Consider the following 13,672-nt stretch of genomic DNA (forward strand, 5'->3'; position numbering starts at 1 on the left):
TCGCATGCGCCGCGTAGTCGTTACCGGACTTGGTCTTGTCACCCCGCTTGGGGCCGATGTCGAAACCTCTTGGAAGAACCTCGTCGCCGGAGAAAGCGGGGCAGGGCAGATCACGCGGTTCGATACCGAGGGGCAGAAATGCACCATCGCCTGCGAGGTCAAGGACAAGGACCATCCCTGGGGCTTTGATCCCGACAAGCGCGTCGATGGCAAGGTCCAGAGGCAGGTCGATCCCTTTATCGTGTTCGGTATCGATGCCGCAGGCCAGGCGATCGAGGATGCCGGGATCACCGATCTCACCGACGAGCAGAAGGAACGCGTCGGCTGCTCGATCGGCTCGGGCATTGGCGGCCTGCCGGGGATCGAGAAGGAATCGATCACGCTGCACGAACGCGGCCCCGGCCGGGTCAGCCCGCATTTCGTCCATGGCCGTCTGATCAACCTCGTAACCGGGCAGGTGCAGATCAAATATGGCTTCATGGGGCCCAATCACTCGGTCGTTACCGCTTGTTCGACCGGGGCACACTCGATCGGCGACGCTGCGCGTATGATCGCGATGGACGATGCCGACATCATGATCGCAGGCGGCGCAGAAAGCACGGTGAACCCGCTCGGCATTGCCGGCTTTGCCCAGGCGCGCGCGCTCAACACCAGCTATAATGACCGCCCGAAAGAGGCGAGCCGTCCCTATGACAAGGACCGCGAAGGCTTCGTCATGGGCGAGGGCGCGGGCGTCGTCGTGCTCGAGGAATACGAGCACGCCAAAGCGCGCGGCGCGAAGATCTATGCCGAGGTGACAGGCTATGGCCTTTCGGGCGATGCCTATCACGTGACCGCCCCCCATCCCGAGGGACGCGGCGCCGAACTCGCCATGCGCATGGCCTTGAAGAAGGCGGGACTGGGGTCGGGCGATATCGACTATGTCAATGCCCACGGCACCAGCACCATGGCAGACACGATTGAACTCGCCGCGGTCAAGCGCGTGCTTGGCGACGATCTCGGCGGCGCCTCGATGAGCTCGACCAAGAGCGCGATCGGCCACCTCCTGGGCGGCGCCGGCGCGGTCGAGGCGGTGTTCTGCATCCTCGCCATGCGAGATGGCGTGGTCCCGCCCACGCTTAACCTGCACAATCCCGACGAGGGGACCGAGGGCATCGACCTTGTCCCGCTCGAGGCGAAAAAGCGCGAGGTCAATGCGGTGCTCAACAACAGCTTCGGTTTTGGCGGCACCAATGCCAGCCTCGTGATGCAGAAGGTCGACTGATCCCGTGAAGCGAATTCTCGCGCTCGCGGTGACGCTCGCCATGCTGGCAGGCGTTGCGATGCTGCTCGCGCCAAACGTGCTCGGTGAAGCGCAGATCGAGGAAGAGACCTCGTTCATCATCCCCTCGGGGGCTTCGCTCACATCGGTGGCGCAGGACCTTGAGGCGGCCGGGCATATCACCTCGGCCGATGGATTCCTGCTTCGCGCGCGACTGTTCGGCTCATCCGACCCGATCCAAGCGGGCGAATTCGCTCTTACACCGGGGATGAGCCAGGGCCAGATCCTCGCCAGGTTCCAGTCAGGCGACGTGATCCGCCGCTTCGTCACCGTGCCCGAAGGCATGCCGTCCGTCCTCGTATGGGAGCGGCTGATGGCAGAGGAATTGCTGACCGGGGATATCCCGGTCCCGCCCGAGGGTTCGATCCTGCCCGACACCTATGCCTTCGAGCGCGGTCAGCCGCGCGCCGAACTGGTCGAGCAGATGCAGGCAGCGATGGACCGGTTTCTCGCCGAAGCATGGGCCAATCGCGGCGAGAACATCGCGGTGTCGACCATGCGCGAGGCGCTCATCCTTGCCTCGATCGTCGAAAAGGAAAGCGGCGTCCCGCACGAACGCGGCACCGTCGCGGGCCTCTATTCGAACCGGCTGCGGGCCGGCATGATGCTACAGGCCGACCCCACGATCATCTACCCGATTACCAAGGGCAAGCCGCTCGGTCGCCGCATCCGGCGCTCGGAGATATCAGCGGTCAATGGCTACAACACCTACACCATGGTCGGACTGCCCGAGGGGCCGATCACCAATCCTGGGCGCGAGGCGATCCTGGCGGTGATGAACCCGGAAGACCACGATTCCCTCTACATGGTTGCCGATGGCACGGGCGGCCACGAATTCAACGCGACGCTTGATGCGCATAACGAGGCGGTCGGACGCTGGTTCGAATTGCGCCGCCAGCGCGGCGAGATGGACTGAGGACGGGAGGCGAACGGATCAGCCGTCCTTTCATCCTCACCGCGACAATCCCCGAGCCCGTGCGCGGCTGGGCCGAGGGACTGCGCCGCGCGCACTTCCCGCCCGAGCGCAACCACCTTCATGCTCATGTCACGCTGTTCCATGCCTTCGCGCCCAGCCTGCGCGAGGAACTGGCGCTCTTCCTCCCGCAGATCGCCGCCGAATTTGCACCGCCCGAGGGGCGCGTCACAGGGCTTCTCGATCTCGGCAAGGGCACCGCGATCCGGCTCGAATCGCCCGGCCTGATGGCCCTGCGTTCGATGATCGCCGATCGCTTCCACGGCAGTCTGACCGACCAGGACCTGCACGAGCCGCGGCTGCACATCACCGTGCAAAACAAGGTCACCAAGCCCGACGCACGCGCGCTCCAGGCAGTGCTGAAGCCGCAGCTCGCTGAGTGGGCCGAGCGTGGCCCCATTTTCTTTCCGGGCCTCGAATTGCACCTCTATTGCGGCGGCCCTTGGGAAAAGTTGCGCGATTTTTCTTTCCGAGGAAAGGCCAGCGCGGTGTAACGTGCCGGGGCAAGGCCCAGGGGGGAGGAACTATGTTCGAAACGGGAGCGATCTACGGCTGGCTGGCGGGCGTGTTGCTGATCGCGGCGATGATCCCGCAGCAAGTTAGGCTGATCCGAGTGCTGGCCCTGTTCGCAGGGCTGTTCGCGGTGCTGCACTTTGCCATTTCCGATGGGCTAGGAACGGGGCTGGTCCTGGCGCTCGCATTTCTTGGCATCAATGCCGCGCGCTACGCACAGCTCGTGCGCCGCGCACGGAGCGGGGTGATGACGCGCGAGGAGCGCGAATTGTTCAATCATGTCATGCAGATCGAAGAGCCTGCGCAGCAGAGCCGCCTGCGAGATCTGATGATCTGGCAGGACGTCCCTGCGGGCACCCAGTTGATCGAGCAGGGACAACGCGACCCGCCGCTGATCTATATCGCCAGTGGCCGCGCCGAGATCGAACGCGACCTCGCCGTGGTAGGCGAATGCGGCGCGGGAGAGTTTCTGGGCGAGATGAGCCACGTCTCCGGCGAACGCGCCAGCGCACGCGTCACGGTCACGCAGGACATGCGCCTCGCGCTGCTCGACCGCGATGCGCTCGGCCAGTTGGCGCGCAGCCTGCCCGAAATCGGGGCAGCGCTCGACCGGGCCTTCAACCGCTCGCTAGCGGTCAAGGTGATGCGCATGAACGAGAGCGCGCGATAAGCTTCCAAACACCGCTTGACCGCCGCAATCGTGCGCCCTAAATGCGCCGCTCGCGCGTGAGGCTTGCCCCGCGCAAAACCCGGTCCGCAACGGCGACCAGGTGCCCTGTGGGGCGGAGTAGCTCAGGTGGTTAGAGCAGCGGAATCATAATCCGCGTGTCGGGGGTTCGAGTCCCTCCTCCGCTACCAGGTTCGAGTCCCACTTTTGTGCGCTTGCGTCCGCATGGGTCCGAATTTTTGACCCAAATCTCTGATTACAATCACAGATGAGCTAGCACGCCAATCCGCTTGGAGCCGTATGCGTCCGCACGTGTTCGCCCGAAGCCGGGGCCTTTTGGGGGTATCGTTGGGGGTATTTTCGGCTTCGGTGGAATCAGGTGATACCCCCAACTGCGAACTTGCGGCGAGAAGCAGATTTTCATCCAACTGCAACGGCTTGTCGAAGCGATATCGAAAACGGATTATTCAAAAGGTCCGAAATTCACCGTTGAGTTCGAGTCCCTACGCAGGATTCGAACCCAATCTTAAAAAAGGGAGGCTCAGGGCTATGCAGACACCATCTCGGGTTTCGCCACTTAGCCTGACGCCAAAATCGAGATGGACCCGTCACCGGGTGAATCGCCGGTGTCGAACTGAGCTACGGTGCTCGTAGAGCGCCGTGCCGAATGCTGTATCCTTGCCGACTTCGAGCCCTGCGAAAGAGGCGTTGTCGGTTTGGTAGAGGATTCGATAGCCCGATCACGGTTCCAGTGAGCTTGAGACTGGCGCTGCGAAACCGCATTAGGTCCTAATCGGACGGCAAGGCTCTGTTCGCTCTGGCACTCTTGTAGGCGACATAGAATGGCACGACTACTACGAGTGTCAGCAAGAAGGCGATGATAGTCTTCCGGCTCTGCAGCAGCGCGTTGAGGACTATTTGTCGCATCTGACTGTAGCCTTCGGGCACGGGCACCACCTTGTTGTCGCGGCGGTATTGTTCATAGTTGGCCAGCATTCGCTGAAAACGCTGCGGCTCTGACGCAGCTAGGTCCACGGTCTCGCCAGGGTCAGTTGCGATGTTGAACAAGCGCCATTGGCCATCTCCGATCGGCGGCTGATTTACGACCAGTTTGTAGTCGCCCTGGAAAAGCACACCGTGGTCAGTCAATTCATAGCCGACCCAGTCATCAGGACCGTAGGCGCGATCAGACGCGCCAGAAATCACTGGCGTTAAGTCTCGCCCGGTAATCGGTTGAACCGGTCGGCCTGCATAGCGCTCCGCTGGCTGGGATACGCCGGTCAGCGATAGAATGGTGGGCGTGATATCAGTCGCCCACGCAAAGGTGCGCGTCATTCGTAGCTGAGGACCAACTGGCTCACCTGAAATGATGAGAGGGACACGCATTCCTCCTTCACCGGCGTAAAACTTGTAATAGGCCAAAGGGCTTGCAGAGGCGCTGGCAAAGCTCGGACCGATTGTGCTGAAACTGCCTTTCAGCCCCAAAGTTTCATAATCCAAGTTATAGCCGAGATTTGCCGGGCCCAGCCTTTGGGGGAAACCCCGAGGGTCAGCAGGCCCGCTTGCCTCGCTGCCATTGTCGGAAGTGACAATGAAAATGGTATTGTCGTATTGCCCGGTTTGCTTGAGATGGTCGATCAAGCGGCCAATGTGGAAATCCATCGCCTCGATCATACCGGCATAGACCGCCATGCGTTTTGCTTGGTAGCTCCTATCCTCTTCGCTCAAAGCGTCCCAGTCGTCGGTTGTTTCCATACGGACCATTGGCGTGTCCGCTGGCAAGATACCCAAGGCTGCCGCTCGCTCCAGACGTTGCTCGCGTAGATCGTCCCAGCCAGTGTCGTAGACGCCCATGTAGCGGTCGATGAATTCTTGCGGAGCCTGCACGGGCGTGTGCACGGCCATAAAGGGCAGATAAGCGAAGAAAGGCTCACCATCCTGTGAGCCGCTATCGATGAATTCGATCATGCTATCGACCAGAAAACGCGAGGAATAGAAGTCATCGGGAAGCGTGAATCGCTCTCCATCTGCGAACCAGTTGGCTTGATCGTAGATGGGCAGATAGGGGCGCTGTTCCCAATTGTCCGCGCCTGAATCCATCATGGCGACCGTTCGCTGAAAACCGCGGCGACTGGGGAGTTTGTCCGGCTCCATACCCATGTGCCACTTCCCAGCCATGTAGGTGTTGTAACCTGCATCCTCGAGCAGGGTCGCCACGGTGACCACATCATCGCCGAGGACACCTTGATAATTGGGCTGAGCGCGCTGTTCAGGGGCAATCATCTCGGGAATGTTCGGGACACCTGCCAGGTGACTATCGACGCCTGTAAGGAGCATCGCTCTTGAAGGCGCGCAATTGGCCCCAGTATGGTAGTTGGTGAAGACTACACCCTGATCCGCCAGCGCGCTCAAATTGGGTGTGCTGATCTCGCTGCCGTAAGGCGCGAGATCTGAATAGCCCAGATCGTCAGCGAGAATGAAGACGATATTGGGACGAGACGCCTTTGCCAAAAGCTGCTGTGGAGGTGCTTCTTCAGCATCCGCTCGAAATGATCCTCCAAGCGTCCCGGCGACCGCAATGCCAAGGCAAAGCAAACCGACGCCAAATACCCGACGAAAGACAGGGCGCATCATTGGCTCACTGCTCCAGAGGCAGGCGGCGCGAGGCGGCCAGCAAGATGCACCCAACGACCAGCTCAACCATGATCTGCAGAACGGCTAAAGCCGCATCATGGACTAGCCAGGCAACAATGCGGCCTAGGGCGGCAACGCCGAGCAGCATTATGGGCGGATAATACCACGCGCGCCTTTCCGTTATCAGCGCGATAAGCATGCAGCTCCCAAGGGTAAGAAAGAAGCCCGCCATATCTCCGATCAATGAAGAGCGCCCAAGGCCATCACTCAAACCAAGACCAAGAGTGGCGGCCACATCGCTCGGCGCTACCAGCCAACGAACGCCTGTAAATATGAAGAGCACTGCTGGCAGCAGTACCAAGACTTTGAATATCTTGTTGACCAATGCCGCTCTCCCGCTGCGTCATTCCCTGCGCCATCATCTGTGCAGTTGCTCCGGCACAGACTGATAGCATCAATAGTGTCATAATGTCAGTCAGGTCAAACCGAGATGCGACCGCGAACCCGGAGGAGATGAAAGAACGGCAAACCCATAGGGGGGCATTTTGGCGGGATGCATCTTACCGCGGACCTTTTCCGCGCTCGGCGTCTGTTCGGCGATCCGAGGCCAGACGGCATTGCATGCGCGGTTGCGGATTGACTCTTAAATCGACACTATATATGCCAAAAGAATATGGCACGATAGATGCTGATATAAGGGAGAGGTATTGTGGCACGGATACAGCTAGGTGCGCTTGGTCGTGGCGGATCGAAATTTGCGTTGATGGCGGCGATGGGTTGGGGGCTGGCGGCAGCTCCAGCGCTCGCACAGGATGGGGCTGACGCGGACGAGCAAGCGCTGCAACCTGATGATGGCGTTATCATCGTTACCGCAACACGCAGGGCGCAGGACGTGCAGGATATTCCTATCGCTGTGACCGCGGTGAGTTCGCAACAGTTGGAAGCTCAAGCAATCGATGACGTCACTGATCTTGGTAGCGTTGCCCCAAGCTTCAATTTCTCACGTGCTCAAGCTGCATCAAACGGTGTGGTGCTCCGTATTCGCGGTATTGGCACAACTTCAAATAATATCGGGTTTGAAAGCGCAGTCGGCGTGTTCATCGATGGCGCCTATCAATCACGCCCCAGCGTTGCGTTGGCTGAATTTGTCGACGTCGAACGTGTCGAGGTGCTGCGCGGCCCTCAGGGCACGCTGTTTGGCCGCAACACCTCAGCAGGGGCGCTGAACATCACAAATCGTCGCCCGGATCTCAGTGAGTTCGGAGGCTTCGTCAACGCGACCTACGGAAACTTTGATCAGCTTAGCTTGCAGGGCGCGGTCAATGTGCCATTGGTTGAGGATTCGCTCGCACTTCGCGTGACTGGCGCTTACCGCAAGCGCGACGGTTTCATTGGTGTTCTTGATGCCGCAGGCAACCAGTTCGACTCCACCAATGATGTCGATCGGTATCTTGTGCGAGGTCAGATTGGCTTCGCGACTGACGGCGGCATCGAAGGGCGCATCATCGCGGACTATTCCAAGGACCAAAGTTCTTGCTGCGGTGCGATTGAATTGCTGCGTTCGCCGATTGAGGGCGCAGGATTGTTCAATCTTGTGGGGCTAGGGCCGCGCGGCGGGATGGCCTCTCCGGTCGTCGCGGAAAGTCCGTTTGACCAATCGACTGCGCGTGAGGCGCTGGACAATCGACTGGTCTCCTTAAGCCGCGCGCCCGTTGCCGATGTCGAGAACTGGGGCATCACTGGTGAAGTCGAGGTGCCTATCGGCAGCGATGTCGATCTCATCTATGTCGGCTCCTACCGTGAGTATGAGGCGAATGAGTCGTTCGACTCCGATTTCTCGGCAATTGATGTTTTCGAGGTGGATAACAACACCACTGCGATCGAAACGATGACGCATGAGCTGCGCTTGCAGGGCGAAGCGTTTGGTGGTCGGCTCGATTGGCTGGTTGGTGCGTTCTACTCCGACGAAGATATCTTGAGTACGCCGACCTTGTCTCTCGGCGTGGATTACGACGCGCTTGTTGGTGCGACGCTGTTTGGACCAACGGCCGGTATGTTTGGTGCAAACCCGCTGCGGTCCCTGTCCGGCGGTTTCGATCCTGCAGTGTCCGTGGCCAACAATGCGTTTGGTCAATCGAGCCAGAGCTTCTCCGTGTTCACCCATAACGTCATCTCGGTCACTGACCGGCTCGATCTGACTCTTGGGCTTCGATACTCGGATGAGAGCAAGGACGGGTTCTTTGCTCAGCCTTCTGTCACGAATCCGGTCTGTGCCTCGCTCGCAGGGCGAGCGGCAGCCGGGGCGCTTCCGCCTGCGCTCGTGGGGCCGGTCATTGGTCTTGGGTGCTTTCCGCTCACCGCGCCAGCAGACTTGCCGCAATCGGCTTTCTTGCCTCTCCCACAGTCGTTCAATGCGCGCTTTGAAGATGATGAGCTGATCTACACCGCGAAGATTGGCTACGAGTTCGACAATGTGAATCTCTATGCCAGCTTCACGCATGGCTTTAAGTCCGGCGGTATCAATCTGGATGCGACCGCAGGGGTTGGGTCATCGAGCCCAACCTTCGAATCCGAAGTGGTCGATGCCTACGAAGTTGGCATGAAAGGCCGGTTCCTTGACGGGGCGGTTACAGCCAACCTCGCGCTCTTCTATCAGGACTTCAGCAACTTCCAGATCTTGGAGTTTACCGGAACGCAGTTCCAGAGCTTCAACGTACTCCAAGCGATCAGTTCGGGCTTCGAGCTGGAAACGACTATCCGGCCGACTGATGGGCTCACGTTCAACGCATCGCTCGCTTACACCGATGCTCGCTATCCTGATGATTGCGCTGCTACGACAGATCCGCTGGCGACCCAGAATCTGTGTGGTTTCAGCCTCACAAACGCGCCAGACATCGTTGCGATCGTTGGAGCCAACTACGAGGTTGCGTTGAGCGACAATATCGACCTGTTCCTCAACGGCCAGGTCCGTACGGTGAGCGACAATCGGACATCCACTCAAGGACGGGCGGTTCCCACTACGGCTGCGGCGCTTGGCTCGACACCGCTTCTGCCCTTTGATGTCCAAGACGGAATTACAACGGTCAATCTGCGACTTGGCCTGCGTCAGGTGGACAGCGGCTGGGGTATCGAAGCATGGGTCACCAATTTGACCGACGAGACCGCGCGCGGCGTGACCTTTAACACAGCGCTTCGCAGCGGTTCGCGATCGGCTTTCATCTCGCAAGAGCCGCGCATGTACGGAGTAACCCTAAGGGGTGAATTTTGACCTTCTCTCCACTCCGGTCAAAATGGGAGGGGCGGCCGCATGGGGCTGCCCCTTCTTCGTTTTCGAAAGCTGAGGTCAATCGATGAAGAGATGGCATAAGATTGTCGGTGGCGTGCTGGTACTTGTGGTGGCACTCGGAGCGCTCGCCTACTCGTTCAGGACGGACCTCATCTTGTGGGGCGTCAAGAACCGCGACCTGCCCGCGATTGCGGCTGAAACTCCCCAAATCGAATGGCAGCGGGGACCGGCGTCAGCCGAGGAGCCTATCGGCGAACGCCCGCCCAACGTTGTGTTGATCCTCGCCGATGATCTTGGAATCAACGATATCTCGACCTTTGGTGGCGGGGTCGCCGGGGGGCTGGTGCCCACTCCGAATATCGATCGTATTGCGGCAGAAGGTGTGAATTTCACCGATGGCTATGCTGGGAACGCTACCTGCGCACCATCGCGCGCTATGCTGATGACCGGCCGTTATGCGACCAGCACAGGCTATGAGTTCACCCCAACGCCAGCCGGAATGGGGCGCGTGGTCAACTCGGTTTCTGGCGACATCAGACCTGATCTTCCGTCCGGAAACTATGATTCCGACGCGGATGCGCAGCGCCCGGAATATGAGGATCAAGGGCTACCGTCCGAAGAGATCACCCTTGCTGAAATGCTCGCACCGGCTGGTTATCACAGCATCCATATCGGCAAATGGCATATGGGCGTCAGCCCAGAGCTTGATCCGCTCGGTCAGGGGTTTGATGAGACCCTAACGATGAGTGAGGGTCTCTATCTGCCTGAAGATGATCCGGACGTTGTGAATGCCAAGGTCGATTTCGATCCGATTGATCGCTTCCTTTGGGCATCGCAGCGGTTCGCAGGCACATTCAATCGCTCCGAGCCATTTGCTCCCGGCGGGTATTTAACCGATTGGTGGACCGAGGAATCTCTGCGCGCGATTGAGGCCAACAAGAACCGCCCCTTCTTCCTTTACCTTGGACACTGGGCACCGCACACGCCTTTGCAAGCGACGCGCGAGGATTACGAAGCCGTTGGCGACATTCAGCCGCATCGGCTGCGGGTCTATGCGGCCATGATCCGCGCACTTGATCGCAGTATTGGCCAAATTCTCGATAAGCTTGAGGAAGAAGGGCTTGCTGAGAACACTCTCGTGATCTTCTCAAGCGACAATGGCGGGGCTGGATATATCGGTCTGCCCGAGGTCAATGCGCCCTATCGCGGTTGGAAACTCACGCTGTTTGAGGGCGGTGTGCGGGTTCCCTTCATGATGCGCTGGCCCGCTGGTCTACCTGCTGGCCGGAACGTCGATCAGCCAGTGACCCATATCGACATCTTCCGCACGATTGCAGCAATCACTGGAGCCCAGCTGCCCGACAGGGAGATCGACGGTGTTGACCTTTTGCCCATGGCGTCCGGAGCAGGTCCAATCGAGCGCAAGGACGATGCAATCTTCTGGCAAAGCGGAGGCTATTGGGCGGTACGTGCAGGCGATTGGAAGTTTCAGATTGATCAATTCCAGGGCAAGAGCTGGCTGTTCAATCTTGCCGATGACCCGACCGAGCAGGTCAACCTAGTGGATGAACAGCCTGAGATGGCAGCGCGCCTACTTTCCCTGCTGAACGAGCATCATAAAGACCGAAAACTACTCTATCCTTCTACGACATTGATGCCAGCAATGATCGATAAGACGCTCGCCGATCAGTATGAAGAAGGCGACGAATTGATCTTCTGGCCCAACTAAGTGGCTGATCGAAAGGGAGCCCCATGAACCGCGCGAAATGGATTTGGCTTGCCAGCCTGGGATTGATCTACGCCGGTCTCTGGATCTGGTACGGTGGCAATGGCGACCCGATTTCTGAGGACGAGGGATTGGAGATGCTGGCTGAGGTCGAGCGTCTCCACGGCGTTCGATTGGAGGATACTCCTGAAGGCAGCATGACCCGCAACTTGCGCGACATGCTGCCCAATGATGACGGCAAGGAGTTCTACGCCGTCAATCTGGAAACACGCGCCGAAGGGCCAGAGGCGCTAGAGGCAGAGGCGAAGTATGCCGCAATCGTCATGCCGTTGCTGCTTGAACGTGGTGGGCACCCCGTCTTTCTTAGCGAGCGCGCCGGGTTAATGCTCGGCAAATACGGCGAGAATGTCGATCGGGTGGCGGTGGTGCGCTACCGCTCTCTGCGTGATCTGATCGATATGATCGCGGATGAGAAGATGGTTGAGGGCAATGCGTTCAAGACTGCCTCGCTTGCGCACACCGAGGTGTTCATCACTCGTCCAACAATCACTTTTGTACAGGTGCGGCTGATGGTTGGCATGTTTCTCGCCCTCCTGGCGATTGCTGGGTTGGCGGTAATCGGGCGTATCCAAAGGAGACGCGGGGATGTCCCTGCAACCTGAACCGGAAACGAATCCCAATGGCCGGATGATGACCGATCCGCCTGCATTGCTTCGTCACCTGATGCGGCGGATGTTTGATCGTGTGATTGACCCGGACAACCGCGCCAAGGCGCGTGCCAAAGCGGAAAGAATGCGGGTGAGCGCCGGGCGGCCGCACATTGTCGAATACTTCCATCAGCATGACGATCCCTATTCGCACCTAGCCGTGCAAGTCCTCGATGTTTTCTGTGAGCGGTATGATGTCGAGCTGGTTCGGCATGAAATTCGCGCGAGCGGCGGCAAGAACCAGCCCGAGCTGGCCAAGTTGGATGCATGGGCGCGCCGCGATGCCGAGCTGATCGCTCCGCATTATGGGCTTGCGAGACCGTCTGAGCTTGGTCCAACCACCGGTGAAGTCAGTCCTGAAGCGCTCGACCAAGGGAGCGAAAAACTGGCACAGCTGGGGCACTATTCCGGCGCGATGTTCTACTATGCTGGAGAATGGTATTGGGGCGTGGATCGATTGTTCTATCTTGAACAACGGCTGCGCGACCTTGGCGTGTGCTATGACCTGTCACTCCCCTACATTTGTGCCAGGCCAAGCATCGATGTGAGCGGTTTTGATGCAAGCAATTTAACGCTCGATTTCTATCCTTCGCTCAACTCCCCATACACTTCGATCATTTATGACAAGACGATAAAGATGGCGGTCGAGTGCGGCATTACTCTCAATCACAAACCCGTCTTGCCGATGATCATGCGAGGGGTACCCGCGACACGCGCGAAGGGCATGTATATCATGTTCGATACCAAACGAGAGGCAGAGCATCTCGGCGTGGAATTTGGGCCAGTTATGACGCCAATTGGGGAACCCACGCGGCAAATCTACTCGCTGCTGCCATGGGCGCGCGAGCAAGGGCGCGATACGCATCTGCTATCGGCAGCTCTGGATCTGGCATTCCGCAAAGGCATTGCGCTTCACAGCAAGTCCGGACTCAAGCAGGCGGTTGAACAAGCGGGACTCGATTGGAAAGAAGCCAAACGGCATCTTGGAAGCGAGGGCTGGAAGGACGAGACAGCGCGGCACCAAATCGAGATGAGCGAAGAGCTGGGGCTGTGGGGTGTACCAAGCTATCGCTTACGGGGCGGCGAGGCGCACGAAGATCTGTGCGTCTGGGGCCAGGATCGCTTGTGGCTCATCGCTGCGGAGATACGACGGCGCGGCAAAAGCGCTGGAATTGTGACACAATGAGTGCCACTGAGTAGCTCAAGCAGATAGGGGAAGGCATGGCCCAAGCCAATATTGCAATTGACGATGCACTGAATGCAGAGGCGCCCTCAAGCGATGGCCGTCGCGCTCGCAGTCAGGCGAGCCGTGCGAAAATTATTCGTGCGATGATGGACTTGATAGAGGCCGGTGATCCGGATCCCAGTACCGCCAATGTCGCTAAGAAAGCGGGCGTGGGCTTGCGCTCCCTTTTTCGACATTTCGAAGACAAAGACGCCATCTATCGCGAAATAGATGCGGCCCTGATGAAGGGCTATCGGCCGATCATTGAAGCGCCCTACAAGTCGGATGATTGGCGCGAGCGCCTGATGGAACTCATCGAACGCCGCTGCGAAATCAATGAAGCGACTGTTCCTTATCGAATCTCTACCACGGCTATGCGCCAGCGTTCGAAGTTTCTGAAAGAGAACTTTCAAAGGGTGCACGATACCGAAAAGGCGCGGTTGAACTCGATTCTGCCTAGCCAGTTGCACACAGACAAGCCTCTGGGTCGATCGATCCTAGTCGCGATGAGCTTTGATACTTGGCGGATGCTTCGTGAAGATGAACATCTGTCTTCCAGCGAAACGGTTGAAGCTGTGAAGCAGATGGTTGCAGACGTTGTTGCGCGCATGGATGACTGA

General features: G+C 58.9%; 11 protein-coding genes and 1 tRNA gene. 10 read left to right on the forward strand and 2 right to left on the reverse strand.

Annotated features, from left to right (window positions below; all coding sequences use genetic code 11):
• Nucleotides 1-4: 4 nt before the first annotated feature.
• From fabF to ACKTSM_RS06980, 5 genes are all read left to right on the forward strand, one after another.
• Entirely contained in the window at nt 5-1,264 is a 1,260-nt protein-coding gene (gene fabF / locus ACKTSM_RS06960) for a beta-ketoacyl-ACP synthase II (RefSeq protein ID WP_407873935.1), read from the forward strand.
• 40 nt (nt 1,265-1,304) lie between these two features.
• Nucleotides 1,305-2,237 (forward strand): endolytic transglycosylase MltG, encoded by a 933-nt coding sequence (mltG, locus tag ACKTSM_RS06965; protein ID WP_407876332.1) that lies wholly within the window; start codon nt 1,305-1,307, stop codon nt 2,235-2,237.
• A 59-nt stretch (nt 2,238-2,296) separates the two neighbouring features.
• Nucleotides 2,297-2,788 carry a 2'-5' RNA ligase family protein gene (locus ACKTSM_RS06970; RefSeq protein WP_407873936.1) on the forward strand — a complete coding sequence of 164 codons (492 nt, stop codon included), beginning with the start codon at nt 2,297-2,299 and terminating at the stop codon, nt 2,786-2,788.
• Between the two features lie 32 nt (nt 2,789-2,820).
• Entirely contained in the window at nt 2,821-3,477 is a 657-nt protein-coding gene (locus ACKTSM_RS06975; RefSeq protein WP_407873937.1) for a Crp/Fnr family transcriptional regulator, read from the forward strand.
• 111 nt (nt 3,478-3,588) lie between these two features.
• Nucleotides 3,589-3,665 (forward strand) — tRNA-Met (locus ACKTSM_RS06980).
• A gap of 598 nt (nt 3,666-4,263) precedes the next feature.
• Here ACKTSM_RS06980 and ACKTSM_RS06985 read toward each other — a convergent pair.
• Together ACKTSM_RS06985 and ACKTSM_RS06990 are read right to left on the reverse strand one after the other, a co-directional pair.
• Nucleotides 4,264-6,108 (reverse strand): arylsulfatase, encoded by a 1,845-nt coding sequence (locus tag ACKTSM_RS06985; protein WP_407873938.1) that lies wholly within the window; start codon nt 6,106-6,108, stop codon nt 4,264-4,266.
• Nucleotides 6,109-6,112: 4 nt separating this feature from the next.
• Nucleotides 6,113-6,493 carry a hypothetical protein gene (locus ACKTSM_RS06990; RefSeq protein ID WP_407873939.1) on the reverse strand — a complete coding sequence of 127 codons (381 nt, stop codon included), beginning with the start codon at nt 6,491-6,493 and terminating at the stop codon, nt 6,113-6,115.
• Nucleotides 6,494-6,817: 324 nt separating this feature from the next.
• On the opposite strand from ACKTSM_RS06990, the gene ACKTSM_RS06995 reads away from it, so the two are divergent.
• The 5 genes from ACKTSM_RS06995 (at nt 6,818) to ACKTSM_RS07015 (ending at nt 13,672) form a co-directional block, all read left to right on the forward strand.
• Nucleotides 6,818-9,376, forward strand: a complete 2,559-nt coding sequence (locus ACKTSM_RS06995; RefSeq protein WP_407873940.1) for a TonB-dependent receptor — start codon at nt 6,818-6,820, stop codon at nt 9,374-9,376.
• 82 nt (nt 9,377-9,458) lie between these two features.
• Nucleotides 9,459-11,123 carry a sulfatase-like hydrolase/transferase gene (locus tag ACKTSM_RS07000; RefSeq protein WP_407873941.1) on the forward strand — a complete coding sequence of 555 codons (1,665 nt, stop codon included), beginning with the start codon at nt 9,459-9,461 and terminating at the stop codon, nt 11,121-11,123.
• Between the two features lie 23 nt (nt 11,124-11,146).
• Nucleotides 11,147-11,782: a hypothetical protein gene (locus ACKTSM_RS07005; protein ID WP_407873942.1), complete on the forward strand. Its 636-nt coding sequence runs from the start codon at nt 11,147-11,149 to the stop codon at nt 11,780-11,782.
• Nucleotides 11,766-13,013, forward strand: coding sequence for a DsbA family protein (locus tag ACKTSM_RS07010; protein ID WP_407873943.1), 1,248 nt, complete (start codon nt 11,766-11,768; stop codon nt 13,011-13,013). The genes ACKTSM_RS07005 and ACKTSM_RS07010 overlap by 17 nt, the downstream gene beginning before the upstream one ends.
• 35 nt (nt 13,014-13,048) lie before the next feature.
• Entirely contained in the window at nt 13,049-13,672 is a 624-nt protein-coding gene (locus ACKTSM_RS07015; RefSeq protein WP_407873944.1) for a TetR/AcrR family transcriptional regulator, read from the forward strand.

This window comes from Qipengyuania nanhaisediminis (assembly GCF_045862805.1).
In the GTDB taxonomy this organism is placed as follows: domain Bacteria; phylum Pseudomonadota; class Alphaproteobacteria; order Sphingomonadales; family Sphingomonadaceae; genus Erythrobacter; species Erythrobacter nanhaisediminis_A.